Here is a 20,979-nt window from a genome sequence, read left to right as displayed (position 1 = left end):
GCCATGACGACGACGCGCCGGCATGTGTTTCCTTGTCGGCACGCCTGCATGAGCGATGGCGGTCCGTCTATTCGTAATTGGTGGCCTTGATGCGCGATTTCTATTCAGTGCTGGGCGTAAAGCGCGACGCGGGAGCGGACGAGATCAAGGCCGCATGGCGATCCAAGGCCAAGAGCGTGCACCCGGACCAGAACCGCGACGACCCGGATGCCGGCCGGCGTTTCACCGAGGTCGGCCGCGCCTACGAGGTTCTGAAGGACCCGGAAAAGCGCAATCGCTACGACCAGCAGCGCGACAAGGTGGAAGCCCGCGAACGCGAGCAGACCATCATGCAGCAGCGGCAGGCCGCCCGCGAAGCCGCGGAACGCGCCAAGCAGGCCAAGGCCAATGCAGAGCGCATCATGGCCGAACTCGCCCGCGCGGAAGCCGAAAAGGCCAAGGCCGACAAGCAGGCCCAGGCGGCTCAGGCTGCCGCGCAGTCAAAGGCAGAGAAGCCGCAGGCTCAAGCACAGACTCAAGCTCAAGCACAGGCGCAAGCCCAGCAGCCGGGCCAGCAACAGCAGCAACAATCTCAGCAGCAGGCCCAGGCAGGAGCCGGCGCACAGGCCAAGACGGAAAGCGCGAGCGAGAGCCCGGAAGACGTCGTATCCCGCATCTTCGGCGACACGCCCGAGGCGGCCGCTGCGGCAGAGACCCTGAAACGCGAGAGCGAGGCCGCGGAGAGCGCTCGGGCCGAGGCCGCAGAAGGCTCGGGCACCGTGAAGGGTCCCTCCATTCTCGCCCCGATCGAACTTCTGAGCTCGCTGGTGCGGCGCATCCGCGGCGTCCAGCCGGCGCTGGAAAAGGCGCCCGACCTGATCGTCGAGGCGACCGTCACCATCGATGACCTGCTGGCGCTGAAGCCGGTTCCGATCACGCTGTCCGACGGCCGCGAATTGCGGGTGCCGATCGAGGACGGCGCAAGCGACGGCACCGTGGTCCGCCTCAAGGCACAGGGGTTGAAGGTCCAGGGTATGGCGCGCGGCGACGTGAGCGTCACCCTGCGGCTGATGCGAAACGACAAATTCTCCGTCGACGGCCACGACATCAAGACCGTGCTGCCGATCACGCTCGAAAACGCCGTACTCGGCTGCGAGGCTGAAGTCGAAACGCCGGCGGGACCGCTGGCGATCACCATTCCCGCATGGTCGAGTTCCGACCAGGCGATCCGTCTCGACGATCTCGGCCTGCCGAACGGCGAAGGCGGGCGCGGCGCTCTCGTCGTGGAGTTGCGGATCATGTTGTGGGAAAAGCCGGACGACAAGGTCACCGACCTCATGCGCGTCATGCGCGAAGGCCTGTATTTGTGAAGCATTTGTAACAATTACACCCTTTGTTACGGTGCCTAACAGTTGATGATCCGGCGCAACCTTGAACGCCGGAACGGCCTATGCCATAGGCAGTCCATCGAAAGTATCAGGGGATCACAACATGGCTCAAGGTTCCGGCCTTATGGCAGGCAAGCGCGGCGTCATCATGGGCGTTGCAAACAATCGCTCCATTGCATGGGGCATTGCCAAAGCCTGTCACGACCAGGGCGCCGAGATTGCCTTCACCTGGCAGGGTGACGCGCTGAAGAAGCGTGTTGAGCCACTCGCCCAGGAACTCGACGCTTTCATGGCCGGCGACTGCGACGTCACCAATCTCGAGAGCATCGACGCCGTCTTCAACAATCTCGAAGCGAAGTGGGGCAAGATCGACTTCGTCGTGCATGCCATCGCGTTTTCCGACAAGGACGAACTGACCGGCCGCTACATCGAGACGACCCGCGACAACTTTGCGAGGACGATGGATATCTCCGTCTACTCGTTCACGGCTGTCGCTGCGCGCGCCGAGAAGATCATGAATGACGGCGGCTCGATCCTCACCCTCACCTATTACGGCGCCGAAAAGGTCATGCCGCACTACAACGTCATGGGCGTTGCCAAGGCGGCACTCGAGGCTTCCGTGCGCTATCTCGCCGTCGACATGGGCGGCCGCGGCATCCGCGTCAACGCGATTTCGGCGGGCCCGATCAAGACACTGGCCGCCTCCGGCATCGGCGATTTCCGTTACATCCTGAAGTGGAACGAGTATAACTCGCCGCTGAAGCGCAACGTGACGACCGACGAGGTCGGCAAGTCGGGCATGTATCTGCTGTCCGATCTTTCGACCGGCGTGACGGGCGAAGTGCACCACGTCGATTCCGGCTACCACACGGTCGGCATGAAGGCCGTGGACGCACCGGATATCTCCGTCGCCAAGGACTGATCGAAGCCAGGGGTCTGCTGCCGTGCTGATTTACATGGTCCGTCACGGCCAGACCGACTGGAATGCCGAGGGCCGCCTGCAAGGGCAGAAAGACATTCCCCTCAACGCAAACGGAAGACGCCAGGCCACCGAAAACGGCCGGCGTCTCGCCGAGGAACTCGGGGACACCGTCTCCGCGTTCGATTTCGTCGCCTCGCCGCTCGGCCGGACCCGCGAGACGATGGAGCGGCTGCGAGCCGCCATGGGCCTCGATCCCACGACCTACCGCACCGACACGCGCCTGGTGGAACTCTCCTTCGGAGACTGGGAAGGCTCGACCATTCCCGAGCTTCAACGGGTCACGCCCGATCGCGTGGAGGCCCGCGCCCTGAGCAAATGGGACTTCATTCCGCCAGGTCGCGACGCCGAAAGCTATGAGATCCTGTCGTGGCGTGTCGGCGCCTGGCTGACATCGGTCGACAGGCCGACCATCTGCGTCAGCCATGGCGGCATCGTGCGCAGCGTGTTTCGCCTGATCGGGGGATGGAGTGAGGACGAAGCCTGCGACATGAATGTGCCGCAGGACCGGGTGCTCAAGATCGACCGCGACGAGGGCGCAGTCGGCTGGCTCTGAAGGCCCTGCCCTTACTGAACGATTTCCAGATCGTCCACGACGCGCTTGCCGTCGACTTCGGTGTAGAAGACGATGACCTTCACGCCGCTTTCCAGACCGTCGAAGTTGAACTCTTCCGGCAAGGAGTAGGTCTTTCCGTCGTCCAACACAAGGCTGAGGGCCTCGACATTGACCGACTTGATGGTCGCCTCGACGTCGTCACTACCCGCCAGCACGGTGAGCGGCGAGAGGAAGCTCGCGGTCGCCATCAGTACTGTGATCATCATACGCATGCGGGTGGCCCTTGCCGTTTTCGAGGGGGTCAATCTGTGTGTCAAAATAGGCCTCCGAAATGTGGCAAAAATCGCCCGTAACAATGACATTTTCCGTGAGATTGATGAACGGAAATGCGGCGATGTTCAAGACCAGATTCCGGCTGGCTCAAAAGCTGCCCGATTTTTTAAGATTTCACTGAATTCAAGAGGTTGCGACTATGCTCATATAGCTGAAGCGAAAATATTGAAGGTGCGGTAATATTAGCCATTCAATGTAATTTTAACTGCTGTCGACTAGCTTCGGAGGTCTAACCTTGAGGACCTTCCTGATTTGAGAATTCTCGACAGCATCCGGCGTCACCGTGGCCAGGAAGTGACCGGCACCGGAGCCTTCATCGTCGGCGGCGTGCTCGTCAGCCTGGCGATCATCGGCGCCGGTATCGTCCTCGATCAGAGGAGCAACACGGCAGACCGCAAGGTTCTCGAGCGCCATGTTGCCGACGACGTGCGACTGATCCGAAGCGCAATCGACGCTCGCATCGAGGCGGATCTCGATTCTGCCAGCCATCTCGCCGACATGGTCATGGCGGATGCCGACCTCAAGCCTGTCGAGCTCAAGGCGATGACGGCGCAGCTCATCAAGCGCGAACAGCACATTCGCGACATCGTGTTTCGCCGCGCCTCCGTCGCGCCGGGGGTGTCTTCCGCGCCGAAGCTGGCCCTCGCGAGCGACGGCCAGCTGGTTCTCGACTTCCCGATCGGACCGCTCCGCGACGGAAGTGAAACCTCCTGGGGCTCGATCGTGATGACGCTCGACACGCGGAAGTTTCTCGAGGCGAGCGGGCTCGTCCTCGATGCGACGACCGGTGCCAGATCGGACGGCGAGGCACGGCAGATCAACCTCGACTATCTCGACTTCGCGATCCGCAGCATCGATCCGAACGGGGCGGGAACCTTCATCTTCGGTTCGCCGGAGAAGGTCGACGACAACCCCGTTACGCGGCGTTTCGCCTATCCCGGCGGCTTCCTCGAAATCCTCGCGAAACCGAAGGACGGGTGGAACATCGCATCCGACCGGCAATTCACGACGCGCCTCATCATCGCGGCAGCCTGCCTGATGATGATCCTGCCCGTCTATTTCAGCCTCTATCTGCTCCGCGAACGCAACCGGCATATCGATCAGTTGAAGGCACGCGAGCAGAAGCTGCTCGACCTTTCCCGCCGGTTCAACCTGGCAATGGGCACCGCCAACATCGGCATATGGGAAGTCCACGAGACCACGGGGCTGCTTTCGTGGGATGCGCGTGCTGCGGTCCTGCACGGGCTTGCGCCGAGCGATGGCTGCGAAAGCCTTGCGGCCTGGTACAAACGGATCCATCCGGAAGATGCCGAGCAGATCGAGACGAATCTTGCCCGCAACCTGTCGGGCGCAGTCGGCGACGGGTGGGACATCACCTATCGCGTCACGCTTCAGGACGGTACGCTCCGGCACCTGCGATCAGTCGGGGCGCGCTCTCACGGCGACAATGGTCTGGCTCGCCTGACAGGCATCGTGTGGGACGTCACCAAGGACACGCTCTCGACCAAGGCGCTTTACGACGCCAAGGCGACCAGCGACATCAAGAATGCCGAACTCGAACTGGCGCTGGATGAACTTTCAAGCCGCGAGCATGAACTCGCAGAGCTTTCCCAGAAGCTCGACCTCGCGCTCGCTTCCTACAATTGCGGCATCTGGGAAGGCGATCCGGTGTCGAAGACGGCGTACTGGGACGAGCGCATGCACCAGCTCTACGGCCTGCCCTTCAAGGACCGGCCCGTGACCGAACACGAATGGCTCTCGTGCCTGCACCAGGACGACCGTCAGGATGTGCGGCTCGAAAGCAATCGCGGAGTCACATCGGGTAAAGGTGTCCACACGACCCAAAGGGTGCTGCTTCCCAACAACGATATCCGCTATGTCCGTTCCGTCGGCCAGGTGCATATCGGGCGTGACGGCAAGAAGAAAATCATCGGCATTGCCTTCGACGTCACCGCAGACGCGATCCTCGCGGAACAGCTGCGCAATGCGAAGGCCGAGGCCGACAGCCGCAATCTCGAACTGGAACTCGCCAAGAACCGGATCGAGTTCAATGCGCTGCACGATCCGTTGACCTCGCTCGCCAACCGCCGAAAGCTCGATCTCGAACTCGACGAACTCACCCAGGCAGGCACGAAACAGCGGCAGAAGTTCACCATCCTTCATCTGGACCTCGACCGCTTCAAGGAAATCAACGACACGCTTGGCCATGCGGCCGGCGACGCCATGCTGGTGCATGCGTCAAAGGTGCTCACCCGCAATGTCGCGCGCGGCGATCTGGTCGCCCGTATCGGCGGTGACGAATTCGTCATTCTCGCGCGCCGGGCGACGAGCGCGGAAGAAATCTCGACCCTCTGCGAGCGCATCATCGAGGAAATGAGCAAGCCGATCGACTTCGAAGGCTTCACCTGTCGCTGCGGTATCTCGATCGGTATCGCCCAGACCCAGGGCCTGTCGCCGGACGCTCGCCGCATCCTGGTGAACGCCGACATCGCACTCTACCAGGCCAAGGAAAAAGGCCGGAACTGCTACGAATTCTTCACGCCCGACCTGCAGGCCAATATCGTCTCGAAGAAGCGCATGGCCGACGAGATCCTCACCGGCCTCGAACGCGACGAGTTCACCGTCTGGTACCAGCCGCAGTTCGAGACGAGCAGCATGGAGCTTTCCGGCGCCGAAGCGCTCGTCCGGTGGAACCATCCTGACAAGGGCATCATCCCCTCCAACAGCTTCCTCAGGATCGCCGAGGAGCTGAACGTCATGGCGCGGATCGACCAGTTGGTGCTGGAGACATCGCTGAAGGACCAGATGCGCTGGGTGGCGCTTGGCCTGAAGCTTCCGCGGGTGTCGGTCAACGTCTCTTCCAAGCGGCTGCACGACGCCCAGCTCGTCGAGCAGCTGGAAAGCCTCAACATCACGCCCGGCACGATCTGCTTCGAGCTGGTGGAATCGATCTTCCTCGACGAAAGCGACGACGTCGCCACCACCAACATCGACCGGATCAAGGCGCTCGGGATCGACATCGAGATCGACGACTTCGGCACCGGCCACACCTCGATCGTCAGCCTGTTGCGCCTCAAGCCGAAGCGGCTGAAGATCGACCGGCAGCTCGTCATGCCGATCGTCACCCAGCCGCAGGAACGCGCCCTGGTGCGCTCGATCATCGAGATCGCCCGGTCGCTCGGCGTCGAGACGGTCGCCGAAGGCGTCGAAAGCCACGAGCATGCAGGGCTGCTGCGCCAGCTCGGCTGCGACTATCTGCAAGGCTATGCCTTCGCCAAGCCGCTTCCCTTCGAGGAATTCACCCGCTTTGCGCGCGGCCTGCCACGGCGAAAGGCATCGTAAGCCTTTCGTGGACGCTCCGTCGTCCAAGAAAGGCTTGTCGCGCCCGGCGCTTTTCCACTATGAGTGAGCCCCAACAAAAGCCGAGGCGGCTCGCAGGCGAGCCGTCCTCCGAAAACGGTCCGTCTCCATGTCGCACAACACCTTCGGTCACCTTTTCCGCGTCACCACCTGGGGCGAAAGCCACGGGCCGGCGCTTGGGGCCGTGGTCGACGGTTGCCCTCCCGGCATCCGCTTCACGCTCGACGAACTGCAATCCTTCCTCGACAAGCGCAAGCCCGGCCAGTCGCGTTTCGTGACGCAGCGCCGCGAGGACGACCTCGTCAAGGTTCTCTCCGGCGTGATGCCGCAGGAGGACGGGTCGATGATTTCCACCGGCACCCCGATCTCGCTGATGATCGACAACACCGACCAGCGCTCGAAGGACTATGGCGAGATCGCCAAGCGCTACCGCCCCGGCCATGCCGACTATACCTATGACGTCAAATACGGCATTCGCGACTATCGCGGCGGCGGACGGTCTTCGGCGCGCGAGACCGCAGCGCGCGTTGCCGCCGGTGCGCTGGCCCGGCTCGTCATCCCCGGCGTCACCATTCGCGGTGCGCTGGTGCAGATCGGCAAGCACAAGATCAACCGCGCCAACTGGGACTGGGCGCAGGTCAGCGAGAACCCGTTCTTCGCGCCCGATCCAGAGATCGTCCCGGTGTGGGAAAGCTATCTCGACGAGATCCGCAAGGCAGGTTCTTCCGTCGGCGCCGTCATCGAAGTGGTGGCCGAGGGTGTGCCCGCCGGCCTCGGCGCGCCAATCTATGCCAAGCTCGACCAGGACATCGCGAGCGGCCTGATGTCGATCAACGCGGTCAAGGGCGTGGAGATCGGCAACGGTTTTGGCGCCGCCGAAATCACCGGCGAGGAAAACGCCGACGAGATGCGGATCGGCCCGGACGGCAAGCCGATGTTTCTCTCCAACCATGCCGGCGGCATTCTCGGCGGCATTTCGACCGGCGAGCCGATCGTCGCGCGCTTTGCCATCAAGCCGACCTCGTCGATCCTCACCGAACGGCGTTCAATCGACAGCGACCTGAACGAGGTGGACGTGCGCACCAAGGGGCGCCACGACCCCTGCGTCGGAATCCGGGCGGTTCCTGTCGGCGAGGCGATGCTGGCCTGCACGATCGCCGATCATTATCTCCGAGACCGCGGCCAGACCGGCCGCCTGAAGTGAGGCATTTCCATGAGCTATGACCAGAGCCGCGTCGTCGACGCCATCCGCGCCTTCGAGGCCGGCGAGATCGTCGTCGTCACCGATGACGACGACCGCGAAAACGAAGGCGACCTGATCGTCGCCGCCGTCCACTGCACCGCCGAGAAGATGGCCTTCATCGTGCGCCACACCTCGGGAATCGTCTGCGCGCCGATGCCGAAGGAAGAGGCCAAGCGCCTCAACCTCAACGCCATGGTCGCCGAAAACGACAGCGCACACACCACAGCCTTCACCGTCACCGTCGACTTCAAGCACGGCACGACGACCGGCATTTCCGCCGACGACCGGACGCTCACCGTGCGCAACCTCGCCAACCCGAATGTCGGCCCGGCCGATTTCGTGCGCCCCGGCCACATCTTCCCCCTCGTCGCCCGCGAAGGCGGCGTTCTGATGCGCTCCGGCCATACCGAGGCCGCGGTCGATCTCTGCAAGCTCGCCGGCCTGCCGCCGGTCGGGGTGATCTGCGAACTGGTCAACGACGACGGCACCGTGACGCGCGGCCCGCAGGTCACCGAGTTTGCCCAGAAGCACAATCTCAAGCAGGTTTCGGTCGCCGATCTCATCGCCTACCGCCAGCGCAAGGAAACGCTGATCCAGCTCGCCTCGAGCTTCACGGTCGAAACGCCCTATGGTGCGGCCAAGGCGCATGCCTATTCGCTGCCCTGGGATCCGATGCAGCACCTGGCCGTCGTCTTCGGCGATATCCGCGACGGCGTCGACATTCCGGTTAGGCTGCATCTCGAGCATGTCGGCCAGGACGTGTTCGGCAAGGACCGCCAGATCGACACCATCATGAAGAAGATTGCCGAGAAGGGTCGCGGCGTCATCGTCTATCTGCGCGAAGGCTCCGTCGGCGTCGGCGTGTCGACCACGGCGCGTGCCGGAAAGCACGAGCGCGAAGTGCACAACGAGGCCCAGCAGCGCGAAAGCGAATGGCTGGAAATCGGCCTTGGCGCACAGATCCTCAAGGATCTCGGCGTCACCTCGATCCGCCTCTTCGCCTCGCGCGAGCGCCACTATGTCGGCCTTGAAGGTTTCGGCATCCGCATCAGCGGCACCGAGATCGTCTGACCGACCGCCTGCCCGGACAAGAATTCCCCCTGCCCCCGGTCCGCCGGGGGCAGGTTTGCTTACCCCCTCCTCTTCCGTGGTGCCGCCGGATCTATCTGGCGAAGCGTTTCGCGCCCGCGACGCAGAGAATGACCGCCCCCGTCACCGCGACCATCGAGAGGCTCACCGCCTCGCCGAGCAGCGTTGCGGCGAGCGCGAGGCCGAAGAAGGGCTGGAGCAGCTGCAGCTGGCCGACCGCGGCAATGCCGCCGAGCGCCAGGCCGCGATACCAGAAGATGAAACCCACCAGCATGCTGAAGACCGAGACATAGGCAAGGCCGAGCCAGGCAGGCTCGCCCGTGCCGGCAAAGGTAGCGGGCATGGTGACGAAGGCGAGCGCGAGCATGATCGGCAGCGAAAGGGCGAGCGCCCAGCAGATCACCTGCCAGCCGCCGAGCCGGCGTGACAGGGCCGCACCCTCGGCATAACCCAGGCCGCAGACGATGATCGCGGCGAGCATCAGCAGATCGCCGAGCGGAGCCGCCGCAAGACCCTGCAGCAGGGCGAAACCGGCGACCAGCAGGCTGCCGAGCCCGGAAAACAGCCAGAAGGCCGGGCGCGGGCGCTCGCCGCCGCGCAGGACCGCGAAACTGGCGGTGGCGAGCGGCAGCAGCCCGACAAAGACGATCGAGTGGGCCGAGGTCACGTGTTTCAGCGCCAGCGCCGTCAGCAGCGGAAAACCGACCACGACGCCGAGCGCCACGACCAGCAGCGAGAGGAGGTCGCTGCGCTTCGGCCATTTTTCGCGAAACAGCAGAAGCAGGGCGAGCCCCAGGACGCCGGCGATCGCGGCGCGCGCCACCGTCAGGAAGACCGGATCGAAATCGGCAACCGCCGCCCGCGTCGCCGGCAACGATCCGCTGAAGATCAGCACCCCGAGAAAACCGTTGATCCAGCCCGTCGTCGTCTTGTCCATTTCGTCGTCCTTCTGTCGTTGCAGTCACGGAGCGCTGCCGTGGAAACCGATGTATGCTGGCAGTCCGCACCGCGCGTTTGCGTCTGCGGGTCACCCCCCTCTGCCCTGCCGGGCATCTCCCCCTCACGGGGGGAGATCGGCCAGCCGCAGCCGCCTCAGTCCACCGGTCCGAAACCGCGGTGTTCGAGAGGGAACGGGCGGTGTCGTCGATACAATCTCCCCCCTTGAGGGGGAGATGGCCGGCAGGCCAGAGGGGGGTGCCCGGCAGACCAAAGGGTGCCCGGGGGATTGGGTGAGGCCTCATGAATGCCTTCGCATCGGCATCGGCCGTGATCCCCTTGCCTACCGATCCCCATGTCAAAGGGTTCCCCAGAATCACGAATGCGCGCCTCCGCCCGATGCCACTCACACTTCCCTAGCCGATGGCGGATGGATTTGTCAGGCACAGTGCATTACAGTTCGGCCAAACTGTAAGGGCGCGGAGAGCAGTACGGATGACGGAGATTGCACCGAACGGCGGATGGGAACGGACCGGATCGCAAACCGGGGACGAGGCGGATGCCGGGCCGGAAAGCGGGACGCGGGTCGGCGCCGTGATGGCGGCGATCCGCCGGCGGGTGGCCGGGCGGTCGCTTTCGCCAGGGGCGAAACTCCCTTCGATCCGCGGCTTTGCGAAGGCGATGGGCGTTTCCAACTCGACGGTCGTCGAGGCCTATGACCGGCTCGCGGCCGAGGGGCTGATCCAGTCGCGCCCCGGTTCCGGCTTCTATGTCGCCGGCCCCGTCGCGCCGCTGGTGCTGACCGAAATCGGCCCCAGGCTCGACCGGGCGATCGACCCCTTCTGGGTGTCGCGGCAATCGCTGACCGCCGGCGCGGAAGTGCTGAAACCCGGCTGCGGCTGGCTGCCGGCCGACTGGATGCCGCAAGCCGACATCCGCCGATCGCTCCGGGCGCTGTCGCGCAGCGGGACCGACGAAACCCTTGCCGACTACGGCACGCCGCTCGGCCTGCCGGCGCTGCGCCACCTGTTGTCACGGCGCATGGCCGAGCGCGGCATCCCGGCTGCGCCCGAGCAGATCATGCTGACGGAATCGGGAACCCAGGCGATCGACCTGCTTTGCCGCTTCCTCCTCGAACCGGGCGACACGGTGCTGGTCGATGACCCCTGCTATTTCAACTTCCTCGCGCTGCTCCGCGCCCATCGGGTCAAGGTCGTCGGGGTGCCCTATACCCCAACGGGGCCGGACATGGAGCACTTTGCGGCGGCGCTCACCGAACACCGGCCGCGCCTCTACATCACCAATTCGGCGCTTCACAACCCGACGGGGGCGACGCTTTCGCCGGTGATCGCGCACCGGCTGCTGAAGCTTGCCGAGCAGGCCGGGCTGACCATCGTCGAGGACGACATCTTTGCCGATTTCGAGCACGAACCCGCTCCCCGGCTTTCGGCCTTCGACGGGCTGGAGCGGGTGATCCATATCGGCAGCTTTTCGAAGACACTGACGGCGGCGGCACGCACCGGCTTCATCGCCGCCCGCCCCGACTGGATCGAGGGGCTGATCGACCTCAAGATCGCCACGAGTTTTGGCGGCAATCCGGTTTCCGCCGAACTCGTCCATTCTATTCTGAAAGACGGAACCTATCGCAAGCATATCGGCGCGCTGCGCGACCGCCTGTCGCGCGCCCGAAGCGACGTCGGTCGCAGGCTTCGCACGCTCGGGCTCACCCCGTGGACCGAACCGCGCGGCGGCATGTTCCTCTGGTACAGCCTGCCCGACGGCCTCGACGCCGCCGACATCGCGAGGCGCGCGCTTTCCGACAACGTCGTCCTCGCCCCCGGCAACGCCTTCAGCGTCTCGCAGACGGCGACACGGTTTTTACGGTTCAACGTGGCGCAGTCGGGGGATGCGAAGGTATTTGCGGCGGTCGAGAGGGCCATGCGGGGGTGATTTTTTTGGGGGTGGGTGGGTGGGACGGGTTTGCGCCGTGAAAGCTTCACTTGATTCAAGCTTAAGATTTGGCAATCCCGCTCGAGCTCGACGTCCATGACGCTGTCGCAGTTGTGTCTAGCTTCGGCACTGGAGAGAACGGGTGCTTCTGGGCCAAGTCTCAGCATCCATGGAGCTTGCGCTGCCGTCTTACCTAATAACCGCGTTCGACTGCGCCGCGTCTAACCTCGAAACGCCTGACGTAGCCGGCCTTAATGCCACCAACAAAATCCTCGCGTGACAATGAGATGCAACCGTAGGGGATTTCGGCCTCGAACGTCTCAAGCATCGCGATGCGCACCTTGAGTCGCTCGACGGCGTTCAGGCTTACGGCTTGCTCAAGCAAACGCATGGCGTATATGATGAACAGACCCTCTGCCTCGTCCGCTTCGCCAGGATTGTTGACATTCAGCTTGACCTTCAAAGTGGTAGCGGCGTGCTCGGTGCCTTCGACGTAATAAGCCAGATTGTTTGGCAGGTTCAGCCCGCTCCCGATCTCCAGCAAAGAGCTGGAGGCGAACCATTCATCGTGAGAGCTATGTTGGTAGTAGCCAGTGGCCACGCCGCAATCGGCAAGGAACTGCATTGCCAAGTAAGGCGACCAACCGTATTTGGGCTGCACGACCGGCGGAGCGGCCTCCCGCATCTTCAAGGTCAGAAGGGCGTCCAATGAGTGTTTTAGTTCCGCCCTGCCCGCTGGTCGAGCGGCTTGGAGTGACTTGCGCCAGCGCTCCAGCAGCTCGAGGTCACCCCGTATGCGCGAAATGGCCAGCCATCGGGCATAAGGCATAAGGCTTTCGTCGATGCCGAAGACCGAGATCATAGCAAATGCATCCGAATAAGCGACGTATGCTCGCCATGTGTAAAGGAATGGAATGAACCCCAGGGACAACAGGATCGGGATTGCAAGCTCAAGAGCATTCGCAAGCGTCGCGGTCTCGCCCCATAGTTGATACGTCTTCCAAAGGCTAAAACCTATATACGAAAAACCGACAAGCGCACTGACGGATGTCATCAATTTTGCTACTGAGGCATATTCGGCCTTTTGATTTGCTATCATGCCTAGGAGCACGATCAAGGTAACAAACGGGAGGGCAATCACCTCCACCCAAAGTGGAAAGCTGTGGAGTTCAGTGATGAAGGTGAGGAGGCCCGCAACTGACAAGATCTCAGCGGTGACTTTGCCAAGTCCGGCTCTGCGGCCACTGGCCGTGGCCGCCTCGAACATTGTGACGAATGCAAAGGTGAAGAGCCAAACGATTGTCGTCTTGAGATTGGTGACCGACCACCATCCTAGGCGCTCCAGCAGATATATCTCGGCAGCCACATAGGCAGCACCGGTCGCCAACGGAATCAGCAACTTCGGTTTGAGGAGAGTATGGAGAATGCTGCCGAGACTTTCTCGCGTCGACTTCTGAATCAGCACAACCACGAGAAAGACGGCCAGCCAGATCGCAAAGGCGATCTCGCGTGAGGTGATAGAAGCGATGGCGGTGTTCATGTCTCGATTGGACACAATCTTAAGATGGATGGCAATCCGGCTTCACAACGATATCATCTCGAAGCGCCACGACGTAGGGGCTAGCTCCGACCACACCAGTTGCGCCTGCTTCCCGGTTCACTAACACCCAACCCGCCAGTCCGCTCCCGGCCCAAAACGCCCCTCCACCCCCCAAAAATCCCCCGCCCCTGTGACTGCCGTCATTGATCAATCGCCTCAGGGCCGCATACATTTGCCGGCAAAATCACCGATTGCAGCGGGGAGCGTGGCATGTGGGACTTTTCGATCGGCAAGGCCCTGGGCGTGCTGTTGCGCACCGCGCCCTTCATCTTCATCCGGATGGCGATCTATTTCGGCATCACGCTCGCCTATCTGCTTGCAACCGGCGGCGGGGCCGGGGTGGGTTACGGCATCGGGCAGGTGAGCGCGGAGCCGGAGAGTTTTGCCGTCTGGGGCGGGATCATCGGCTTCGGCATCGTCTCCTTCGCGCTCTACTGGGTGCGTGAATACATCCTCTACATGGTCAAGGCCGCCCATATCGCCGTGATGGTCGAGCTTGTCGACGGGCGCAGCGTCATGCCCGACGGCAAAGGCCAGATCGCCCATGGCCAGGCGGTGGTCCAGGCACGCTTCGGCGAGGCCAACGTGCTCTTCGTGCTCGACCAGCTGATCAAGGGCGTGATCCGGGCGATCACCGGGCTGGTCGGCGGGATCGGCATGCTTCTGCCCGGGCTCGACGGGCTGGTGCGCTTCGTCAACACGGTGATCCGCCTGTCGCTCACCTATGTCGACGAGATCATCCTCGCCTACAATATCCGGACCAACAGCCAGAACCCTTGGGAAAGCGGCCGGCAGGGGCTGGTGCTCTATGCCCAGAACGGCGGGCGGATGGTCAAGAACGCGGTGTGGCTCGCGCTCTTCCTCTGGCTTCTGACGGCGGTGATCTTCCTCGTGCTGATCGGACCGGCGGCGACCGTGGTCTATCTCTTCCCCGGAGCCGCGAGCGGCTTTGCGGTGGCGATCGCGGTCATCGCGGCGCTCGCCTTCAAGGCGGCGGTGCTCGAACCCTTTGCCATCGCCGCGCTGATGGAGGTCTATTTCAAGACGATCGAGGGCCAGACGCCCAATCCCGACTGGGACGCCAAGCTCGCCGCAACCTCTAAAAAATTCGCCGAGATCCGCGACAAGGCGATCGCCGGGGTCGGCCGCCAGATGGCGTGAAGCGGCGTGAAGGGGTGCGAACTGGCCGGTCAGGTGACCTTGCGGGCCATGCCGACCGAACGGGGCGCCGTCTCCTCGAAACCGAACTGGGCATAGAGACGGTTCGCCGGCACGTCGGCGATCAGGCTGACATAGGCGGATTTCGGCAGGGTTTCGATGAAGTCGGTGAGGGCCTGCATGATCCATTTCGCCAGCCCCCTGCCCTGATGGGCGGGCTCGATGGCGATGTCGGTCACCTGGAAGAAGCAGCCGCCGTCGCCGATGATCCGGCCCATGCCGACGACCGCGTCGCCCAACATCAGGCAGACGCCGAAGACCGAGTTCGGCAGGCCTTTCTCCGCCGCTTCGCGGGAAAAGAGGCCGAGGCCGGCGACCCGGCGCAGGCGCAGGTAATCCTCGACGGCGGGCACGCGGGCCTCGATGCGGTAGTCGCTGTTGTCCTTGTCCGACACTGTCATTTGCCTCCTCAGCCCAGCCATCCGTCGCGCCGCACCACCTGATCGACCCCGGCAAAGCGGGCGATTCGGGCAAGCTCGGCTTCCAGTTTCTCAAGCCGGCCGGCGGACGGTTTGACGCCCTTTTCCAGCCAGAGCCGCTTCACGTCGAGCACGCCTGTCCTGCGGTCCGCCTTCATGTCGATGCGGCCGATCAGGCGGTCGGATTGCAGGAGCGGGAAGACGTAATAGCCGTATTCGCGCTTCGGCTCGGGGACGAAGATCTCGATCCGGTAGAAGAAGCCGAACAGGCGTTCGGTGCGGTTGCGGTCGCGGATCAGCGGATCGAAGGGGCTGAGCGTCCTGATGCGGGCCGGCGGCTCCGGCGCGTCGAGAAGGGCCGCCAGGTTTTCCGCAAAGGCAAAGGAGGCGCGCGGCTTGCCGTCGACCGTGCCAAGGGTGACTTCCTCCAGCTCGTCGCGGTGCGCATCGACCCAGGCCTTCGCCTCCTGCGGCGTCACCAGATCGAAGAAGGCGGCGATCTCGCCATGGGTGGCAAAGCCGAGCCGCGCAAGCGCGCTGCGGCAAGCCCAGTCGACGAAGGCATCGTGGTCGACTTCGGCGGCAAAATGATCGGCCGGGATCACCCGTTCGGCAAGGTCGTAGACCTTCTGGAAATTGTCGCGGGCTGAAATCGCCAGCTTGCCGGTGTGCCAGAGATATTCGAGCGCGGTCTTGGACGGATGCCAGTTCCACCAGCCGCCGGACTTGTGGTCCTCGGCCTTGACCTCGCGGGCCATGATCGGCCCGCCGGCGCGGATCTTCTCATAGGTTTCCTCGAAGGCCCGGTCGAAACCCTCGCCCTGCCATTTGCGCCAATTTTCGAGGATCTTCTCCTCGCGCCGACGAAAGCGGTGCTTCCAGTAGGGAAAGAAGGCGGAGGGAATGACCGAGGCGTCATGGGTCCAGTGCTCGAACAGGCTGCGGTCCTTTTCGAGAAGCCGGCTCAGCTGTTCCGGGCGATAGGTCTGGTTGCGCGAAAAGAGGATCTGGTGATGGGCGCGCTCGACGGTCGCGATGCTGTCGACCTGGACGAAGCCGAGGTCGTGGATGAGCTGGTAGAGCCCGTCCTTGCCCAACGCGACATTCGGCGGCCGGGAAAGCCCCTGCCGTTCGAGAAAGATTTTTCGCGCCTGCGCGTTGTCCAGATGAATCGCCATGGGAGAGAGGCTAGCGAATGTTCATGATATGTTCAATGGGAGGTGTGGGGTTTCCGGTTTCTGATTTCTCGGGAGGTCGTGGAGTGGAACGGCCGCCATCGTTTGGCGGCTGCCCCTCACCGCCCCTCACCCGTCGGCGCTTTGCTCCTTACCTTGGCCCATTCCCCCTGGCCCATTCCCCTTGGCCCTCCTCCGGTCTATAGAGGGCCCAGACCAAGGACGGGGACAGGCATTGCGGATCACATTCGACCGGGCAGAGGTGCGCTATGGCGACAAGGTCGCGCTCGAGCCGCTGTCGCTGACACTTGTCGAACGGCGCATCGGGGTGATCGGGCTCAACGGGTCCGGCAAGACGACCTTCGCGCGGCTGATCAACGGCCTCGTCAAGCCGTCGGCCGGGGCGGTCGCGCTCGGCGGGCTCGATACCGTGAAGGACGAGAAGGCCGTGCTCGGCAAGGCCGGCTTCATCTTCCAGAACCCGGCGAACCAGATCATCCTGCCGGTCATCCGCGACGACATCGCCTTCGGGCCGAAAAGCAGGGGCCTTAAAGGTGCTGCACTGACCGAGGCCGTCGATCGCGTGCTTGCCCGCTTCGGGATTGCCCGTCTCGCCGACCGGCGGCCGCACGAGCTTTCCGGCGGCGAGCTGCAGCTCGCGGCACTGGCCGCCGTCATCGTCACAGCGCCGGACCTCGTCATCTTCGACGAGCCGACCAACCAGTTGGACCTGAAGAACCGCGCGATGGTGAAGGCGGCGATTGACGGGCTCGACCAGCAGGCGATCGTCATCAGCCACGACCTCGACCTCGTCGCCGGCTTCGAGCGCGTGCTGGTCTTCCACGAGGGGCGCGTCGCGTTCGACGGCAGCGCGCCGGAGGCAATCACCCGCTACCGGGAGATCGCGCTGCCGTGAGAAGTCTTCATGTCAGCGGCGACAGCCCGATGCACCGGACAAGGCCGGCGGTGAAAATCGGCGGTCTCGGCGTCTTCGCCGTGCTGATCTTCCTGACCCGCGAGCCGTTGATCCTTCTCGTCGCCCTCGGCGCGGCGGCCGCGCTCTATTTCGGCCTCGGCCAGCCGTTCCGGGTGGCCCTTTCGCCGCTCAGGCCGGTGATCCTCACCATCCTGATCGTCGGGGTGTTTCACCTCGTGCTCACCAGCGCCGAGGAGGCGATGGTGACGACGCTCCGGCTTTCGGCGCTGATGATGGCGGGAGCCGCCGTCACTGCGACGACCACTGTTTCCGCCTTCATCGAGACGATCACCCGCCTTGCCGCGCCGCTCGAGCGGGCGGGGCTTGCGAAGGCTTCCGACATCGGCCTTGCGGTCGGGCTCGTGGTACGCTTCGTCCCGGAGATCCTGACGCGATACGAGGCGATCCGCGAGGCGCACCGGGCGCGCGGCCTTCGCCCGAGGATTTCGACGATCCTCGGACCGCTGATCATCGCCACCCTCAGGGATGCGGATAATATCGCCCAAGCCATTGACGCCCGGGGCATTCGCGGGCAGTGAGCTTGCCGTTGGGGGAATTTTTGACTTTGCGCATATAGCCGGTGACAGGACCGCCATGCGCCGTGCCGGAGGGAGACCACATGCAGACCCGTGACCTCGTACTCATCTCGCTGTTCGCCGCCATCATCGTGGCGCTCGGCTTCATCCCGCCGATCACGCTCGGCTTCGTTCCGGTGCCGATCACGGCCCAGTCGCTCGGCGTGATGCTGGCCGGCGTCGTTCTCGGCGCCAAGCGCGGCGCGCTTGCCGCTGTTCTCGTCATCCTGCTGGTCGCCATCGGCCTTCCGGTGCTTTCCGGCGGGCGCGGCGGCCTTGCCGTCTTTGCCGGCCCGACCGTCGGCTTCCTGATCGGCTGGGTGCCGGCCGCCTATGCCGCCGGCACGATCGCGGAAAAATTCGCCCGGCCGGGCCTTTCCGCGATCGCCCAGACGCTCGGCTTCTTCGCGGCCGCCGCGATCGGCGGCGTCGTGGTGCTCTATGTCTTCGGCATCGGCTATCTCGCCTTCGGCGCCGGCCTGGGTCTCGAGAAGGCCTTTCTCGGCTCGATGGCCTTCATCCCGGGCGACCTCATCAAGGCCGCCGTGGCCGCACTCGCCGGCCGTGCCGTGATGGTCGGCTATCCGCTCCTGCCCCAGCGCGCCTGAGGCGTGACGCAAACCGGCACGACCGGACGTGTCAGGAATTCCGTCGCCGCAGCAGCCAGCCTGTTGCGGCGGCCAGCCCAAGCGCCAGAAGTAGAGGCGCCTGGGACACCGCGAGCGCCACGGCGAAGGTGTCGTAGGATTGCCCCGCCAGCAGCCATTGCAGCAAGAGCCCGCAGAGCCAGCCGACGACCGCGGCGGCTACCACCCGCGCGGCAAACCAGCCCGAACCGCGGGGCGCCCGAATGCCGGGATCACGCCGGCCGGACCTCAGCCAGTACCACACGGCCGCGATCAGCGCGGAGAGAAAGCCGACGGCCGGGCTGATGACAAAGGCGAGCCCCATGGCGGCCGCACCCTCGCGCTGGGACACGTCGAAGACCTCGAAGGCGACCAGGCCGATCCCTAGCGCGCTGAGATAACCCGCGACCAGCGCCGCGAGCGCGACCAGAAGCGTTTTCACCACCCTCATGCCCATCTTGCCCTCCAGCCTTCCGACCGCCCCACCCCTTCGCGCCAACGGACAGGCTCCGTACCTGCCATGGGACGCAACCCGCATCATAGCCTCACGCGTCCTTCCTGCGAACAGGCTTCGAGGCTAAGGCCCTGCGACGGGTCGGCGTGCCGAAAACCGAGACGTTTCGCTGTATTGCCCGGCCCAATTGCGCGCCCCTAAGATCAACGGGCTTGGAGGAATGTCCGGCCGTGACCCTTCCGCCTCAACGGAAAGCGGCGTCTGCCCGTGGCAGCGGACATCAGGCAACCCATCAACTTCGGGAGGAAGTGCCATGAAATGGACTGCGCCAAAATTCATCGAAGTGAGCTGCGGCATGGAGATCAACCGTTACGCACCGGCGGACGGCGACGAGCCCGTGCTGTTCTGAGTAGACCTCGGCAGGGCACGAGGCGATGACGACCGCGCGTTTCCTCGTGCTCGGCGCCGCGGCCGGCGGCGGGCTGCCCCAGTGGAACTGCGGCTGTGTCAACTGTCGCGCGGCGCGAGATCCGTCCTCGGGCGTCAGGCCGCAGACTCAATCCTCGTTGGCGGTGAGCCCGGACGGCGAGAACTGGGTCGTGCTCAATGCTTCGCCCGACATCCGCGCCCAGATCGAGCGCTCCGCCTGCCTGCATCCCCGGGCCTTGCGCGACAGTCCGATCAGGGGTGTCGTGGTGACCAATGGCGATGTCGACCACATCACCGGCCTTCTGACGCTCCGGGAAAGCCAGAGGTTTTCGCTCTTCGCAACCGAGGCACTGATGGACACCATCGGGCAGAACCCGGTCTTCCAGGTGCTCGACCCGGCTTACGTGCAACGGGAAACGGTTGCGCTCGATGTAGCCTTTTCGCCGTTGCCGGGGCTCGAGATCCGGCTTTTTGCCGTGCCGGGCAAGGTGCCGCTCTATATGGAGGGCACAGGCGCGAAGCTTGGCCAGGAGACGGATGAGACCGTCGGCGTCGAACTCATGATCGACGGGCGGCGGGCCTTTTACATTCCCGGCTGCGGCTCACTGCCGGATACGCTGGCGGCGAGAATCGAGGGCGCCGATCTCCTGTTCTTCGACGGCACGGTGTTCGAAGACGACGAGATGGTGCGCGCCGGGGTCGGCCACAAGACCGGACGACGCATGGGCCACATGCCGATCGCCGGCGCGGAGGGTAGCCTCGCGGCACTTTCAGGCCTGTCGGTCGGCCGCAAGGTCTATGTCCACATCAACAACACCAACCCGATCTGGCAGGCCGGGCCGGAGCGCGATCAGGTCGAGGCGCAGGGGTTCGAAGTCGGCCATGACGGAATGGAGGTCAGCCTTGCAGCCCTTGCCTGACAGAGACACCTTCGAGGCCCGCCTCAGGGCGATCGGCGCTTCGCGCTATCACGACAAACACCCGTTCCACCAGATGCTGCACGGCGGCGGCTGCTCGATGATCCAGGTTCGGGCCTGGGTGATCAACCGCTACTACTACCAGAGCCGGATCCCGATGAAGGATGCCGCCTTCCTGTCGCGCTGCGAGGATCCGCAATTGCGGCGCATCTGGCGCAGCCGGATCGAGGACCATGACGGCGGACTTTCCGACGGCGGCGGCATTCGCCGCTGGCTGAAGCTGGCCGAAGCAGTCGGGCTCGATCCGGATTTCGTCGCTTCGGCGCGCGGCGTGCTGCCCGGCACGCGCTTCGCGGTGGACGCCTACGTACATTTCGTGCGTGAAAAATCGCTGCTCGAGGCCGTGGCCTCCTCTCTGACGGAGCTTTTCGCCCCGGCGATCCACGAGAACCGCATCGCCGGACTGCTGAAACACTATGCCTTTGCCGACGATCGCGCGCTCTCCTACTTCCGCCAGCGGCTGAACGAGGCACCGCAGGACGTGCGCTTCGGTCTCGCCTATGTGCTCGACAAGGCCGACACGCTGGAAAAGCAGGATGCGGCGGCGGCGGCGCTCACCTTGAAGACGGACGTGCTGTGGTCGCAGCTCGACACGCTGCACTCGGCCTATGTGGCGCCGGGGCGCGTTCCGCCGGGCGGCTGGGACGGGCGCGAGGGCGTGACCGGCGCGATCGACGAGAACCCCTTGCGGAGGGCGGCGGAATGAGCGGCGAAGGC

General features: G+C 64.2%; 20 protein-coding genes. 14 read left to right on the top strand and 6 right to left on the bottom strand.

Going from position 1 to position 20,979, the window contains the following annotated elements; all coding sequences use genetic code 11:
* Positions 1–89 precede the first annotated feature (89 nt).
* The 3 genes from ACX93L_RS11380 (at position 90) to ACX93L_RS11370 (ending at position 2,902) form a co-directional block, all read left to right on the top strand.
* Entirely contained in the window at positions 90–1,349 is a 1,260-nt protein-coding gene (locus ACX93L_RS11380) for a DnaJ domain-containing protein (protein WP_459404935.1), read from the top strand.
* A gap of 121 nt (positions 1,350–1,470) precedes the next feature.
* On the top strand, positions 1,471–2,289 hold the full coding sequence (gene fabI / locus ACX93L_RS11375) for an enoyl-ACP reductase FabI (protein ID WP_459404934.1): 819 nt from the start codon (positions 1,471–1,473) through the stop codon (positions 2,287–2,289).
* A 22-nt stretch (positions 2,290–2,311) separates the two neighbouring features.
* Positions 2,312–2,902: a histidine phosphatase family protein gene (locus tag ACX93L_RS11370; RefSeq protein ID WP_169590014.1), complete on the top strand. Its 591-nt coding sequence runs from the start codon at positions 2,312–2,314 to the stop codon at positions 2,900–2,902.
* A gap of 11 nt (positions 2,903–2,913) precedes the next feature.
* Here ACX93L_RS11370 and ACX93L_RS11365 read toward each other — a convergent pair whose 3' ends face one another.
* The gene (locus ACX93L_RS11365; protein ID WP_459404933.1) at positions 2,914–3,174 is read right to left on the bottom strand and encodes a DUF1344 domain-containing protein; all 261 of its coding nucleotides are present in this window, start codon (positions 3,172–3,174) and stop codon (positions 2,914–2,916) included.
* Between the two features lie 313 nt (positions 3,175–3,487).
* Between ACX93L_RS11365 and ACX93L_RS11360 the strand changes: the two genes are divergently transcribed.
* The 3 genes from ACX93L_RS11360 (at position 3,488) to ribB (ending at position 8,909) form a co-directional block, all read left to right on the top strand.
* Entirely contained in the window at positions 3,488–6,577 is a 3,090-nt protein-coding gene (locus ACX93L_RS11360) for a bifunctional diguanylate cyclase/phosphodiesterase (protein ID WP_459404932.1), read from the top strand.
* A gap of 127 nt (positions 6,578–6,704) precedes the next feature.
* Positions 6,705–7,799: a chorismate synthase gene (aroC, locus tag ACX93L_RS11355; protein ID WP_459404931.1), complete on the top strand. Its 1,095-nt coding sequence runs from the start codon at positions 6,705–6,707 to the stop codon at positions 7,797–7,799.
* 9 nt (positions 7,800–7,808) lie between these two features.
* Positions 7,809–8,909, top strand: a complete 1,101-nt coding sequence (gene ribB, locus ACX93L_RS11350) for a 3,4-dihydroxy-2-butanone-4-phosphate synthase (protein ID WP_459404930.1) — start codon at positions 7,809–7,811, stop codon at positions 8,907–8,909.
* Between the two features lie 91 nt (positions 8,910–9,000).
* Here ribB and ACX93L_RS11345 read toward each other — a convergent pair whose 3' ends face one another.
* Entirely contained in the window at positions 9,001–9,864 is an 864-nt protein-coding gene (locus ACX93L_RS11345; protein ID WP_459404929.1) for a DMT family transporter, read from the bottom strand.
* A 596-nt stretch (positions 9,865–10,460) separates the two neighbouring features.
* Here ACX93L_RS11345 and ACX93L_RS11340 point away from each other — a divergent pair.
* Entirely contained in the window at positions 10,461–11,813 is a 1,353-nt protein-coding gene (locus ACX93L_RS11340; protein WP_459405371.1) for an aminotransferase-like domain-containing protein, read from the top strand.
* Positions 11,814–12,006: 193 nt separating this feature from the next.
* Here ACX93L_RS11340 and ACX93L_RS11335 read toward each other — a convergent pair whose 3' ends face one another.
* Positions 12,007–13,353 carry a hypothetical protein gene (locus ACX93L_RS11335; protein ID WP_459404928.1) on the bottom strand — a complete coding sequence of 449 codons (1,347 nt, stop codon included), beginning with the start codon at positions 13,351–13,353 and terminating at the stop codon, positions 12,007–12,009.
* Positions 13,354–13,623: 270 nt separating this feature from the next.
* On the opposite strand from ACX93L_RS11335, the gene ACX93L_RS11330 reads away from it, so the two are divergent.
* Positions 13,624–14,574, top strand: coding sequence for a hypothetical protein (locus ACX93L_RS11330; RefSeq protein WP_459404927.1), 951 nt, complete (start codon positions 13,624–13,626; stop codon positions 14,572–14,574).
* Between the two features lie 29 nt (positions 14,575–14,603).
* Here the strand turns inward: ACX93L_RS11330 and ACX93L_RS11325 are convergent, their stop codons facing one another.
* Positions 14,604–15,032 (bottom strand): GNAT family N-acetyltransferase, encoded by a 429-nt coding sequence (locus ACX93L_RS11325; RefSeq protein WP_459404926.1) that lies wholly within the window; start codon positions 15,030–15,032, stop codon positions 14,604–14,606.
* An 8-nt stretch (positions 15,033–15,040) separates the two neighbouring features.
* Positions 15,041–16,228, bottom strand: coding sequence for a winged helix-turn-helix domain-containing protein (locus tag ACX93L_RS11320; protein WP_459404925.1), 1,188 nt, complete (start codon positions 16,226–16,228; stop codon positions 15,041–15,043).
* Positions 16,229–16,460: 232 nt separating this feature from the next.
* Between ACX93L_RS11320 and ACX93L_RS11315 the strand changes: the two genes are divergently transcribed.
* The 3 genes from ACX93L_RS11315 to ACX93L_RS11305 all read left to right on the top strand — a co-directional run bounded on the left by ACX93L_RS11315 (position 16,461) and on the right by ACX93L_RS11305 (position 18,384).
* Positions 16,461–17,141: an energy-coupling factor ABC transporter ATP-binding protein gene (locus ACX93L_RS11315; protein ID WP_459404924.1), complete on the top strand. Its 681-nt coding sequence runs from the start codon at positions 16,461–16,463 to the stop codon at positions 17,139–17,141.
* The gene (locus ACX93L_RS11310) at positions 17,138–17,740 is read left to right on the top strand and encodes an energy-coupling factor transporter transmembrane component T family protein (RefSeq protein WP_459404923.1); all 603 of its coding nucleotides are present in this window, start codon (positions 17,138–17,140) and stop codon (positions 17,738–17,740) included. The genes ACX93L_RS11315 and ACX93L_RS11310 overlap by 4 nt, the downstream gene beginning before the upstream one ends.
* An 80-nt stretch (positions 17,741–17,820) precedes the next feature.
* A complete protein-coding gene (locus tag ACX93L_RS11305; RefSeq protein ID WP_459404922.1) occupies positions 17,821–18,384 on the top strand; it encodes a biotin transporter BioY in 564 nt (187 codons plus the stop codon).
* A gap of 31 nt (positions 18,385–18,415) precedes the next feature.
* On the opposite strand, the gene ACX93L_RS11300 is transcribed toward ACX93L_RS11305, so the two are convergent.
* Positions 18,416–18,859, bottom strand: a complete 444-nt coding sequence (locus ACX93L_RS11300; protein WP_459404921.1) for a hypothetical protein — start codon at positions 18,857–18,859, stop codon at positions 18,416–18,418.
* 310 nt (positions 18,860–19,169) lie between these two features.
* Between ACX93L_RS11300 and pqqA the strand changes: the two genes are divergently transcribed.
* From pqqA to pqqC, 3 genes are read left to right on the top strand one after another with little or no spacing between them, the layout of a single operon-like run.
* A complete protein-coding gene (pqqA, locus tag ACX93L_RS11295; protein ID WP_099056987.1) occupies positions 19,170–19,265 on the top strand; it encodes a pyrroloquinoline quinone precursor peptide PqqA in 96 nt (31 codons plus the stop codon).
* Positions 19,266–19,290: 25 nt separating this feature from the next.
* Positions 19,291–20,205 (top strand): pyrroloquinoline quinone biosynthesis protein PqqB, encoded by a 915-nt coding sequence (gene pqqB / locus ACX93L_RS11290; protein ID WP_459404920.1) that lies wholly within the window; start codon positions 19,291–19,293, stop codon positions 20,203–20,205.
* On the top strand, positions 20,168–20,968 hold the full coding sequence (pqqC, locus tag ACX93L_RS11285) for a pyrroloquinoline-quinone synthase PqqC (protein WP_459404919.1): 801 nt from the start codon (positions 20,168–20,170) through the stop codon (positions 20,966–20,968). Before pqqB ends, pqqC begins: the two co-directional genes overlap by 38 nt.
* Positions 20,969–20,979: the final 11 nt, after the last annotated feature.

The sequence above is a fragment of the Rhizobium sp. CAU 1783 genome (assembly GCF_054551725.1).
Note: the sequence above shows the minus strand (reverse complement) of the source record. Positions and strands in the feature narration are given on the sequence as shown.

What these genes read in the sequence shown, in the direction of transcription:
- fabI (WP_459404934.1), top strand. Translation starts at nt 1,471, where the DNA reads ATGGCTCAAGGTTCCGGCCTTATGGCAGGCAAGCGCGGCGTCATCATG.
- ACX93L_RS11300 (WP_459404921.1), bottom strand. Translation starts at nt 18,859, where the DNA reads ATGGGCATGAGGGTGGTGAAAACGCTTCTGGTCGCGCTCGCGGCGCTG.
- pqqB (WP_459404920.1), top strand. Translation starts at nt 19,291, where the DNA reads ATGACGACCGCGCGTTTCCTCGTGCTCGGCGCCGCGGCCGGCGGCGGG.
- ACX93L_RS11335 (WP_459404928.1), bottom strand. Translation starts at nt 13,353, where the DNA reads ATGAACACCGCCATCGCTTCTATCACCTCACGCGAGATCGCCTTTGCG.
- ACX93L_RS11380 (WP_459404935.1), top strand. Translation starts at nt 90, where the DNA reads ATGCGCGATTTCTATTCAGTGCTGGGCGTAAAGCGCGACGCGGGAGCG.
- ACX93L_RS11365 (WP_459404933.1), bottom strand. Translation starts at nt 3,174, where the DNA reads ATGCGTATGATGATCACAGTACTGATGGCGACCGCGAGCTTCCTCTCG.
- pqqA (WP_099056987.1), top strand. Translation starts at nt 19,170, where the DNA reads ATGAAATGGACTGCGCCAAAATTCATCGAAGTGAGCTGCGGCATGGAG.
- ACX93L_RS11320 (WP_459404925.1), bottom strand. Translation starts at nt 16,228, where the DNA reads ATGGCGATTCATCTGGACAACGCGCAGGCGCGAAAAATCTTTCTCGAA.
- ACX93L_RS11340 (WP_459405371.1), top strand. Translation starts at nt 10,461, where the DNA reads ATGGCGGCGATCCGCCGGCGGGTGGCCGGGCGGTCGCTTTCGCCAGGG.
- ribB (WP_459404930.1), top strand. Translation starts at nt 7,809, where the DNA reads ATGAGCTATGACCAGAGCCGCGTCGTCGACGCCATCCGCGCCTTCGAG.
- ACX93L_RS11325 (WP_459404926.1), bottom strand. Translation starts at nt 15,032, where the DNA reads ATGACAGTGTCGGACAAGGACAACAGCGACTACCGCATCGAGGCCCGC.
- pqqC (WP_459404919.1), top strand. Translation starts at nt 20,168, where the DNA reads ATGACGGAATGGAGGTCAGCCTTGCAGCCCTTGCCTGACAGAGACACC.
- aroC (WP_459404931.1), top strand. Translation starts at nt 6,705, where the DNA reads ATGTCGCACAACACCTTCGGTCACCTTTTCCGCGTCACCACCTGGGGC.
- ACX93L_RS11345 (WP_459404929.1), bottom strand. Translation starts at nt 9,864, where the DNA reads ATGGACAAGACGACGACGGGCTGGATCAACGGTTTTCTCGGGGTGCTG.
- ACX93L_RS11330 (WP_459404927.1), top strand. Translation starts at nt 13,624, where the DNA reads ATGTGGGACTTTTCGATCGGCAAGGCCCTGGGCGTGCTGTTGCGCACC.
- ACX93L_RS11305 (WP_459404922.1), top strand. Translation starts at nt 17,821, where the DNA reads ATGCAGACCCGTGACCTCGTACTCATCTCGCTGTTCGCCGCCATCATC.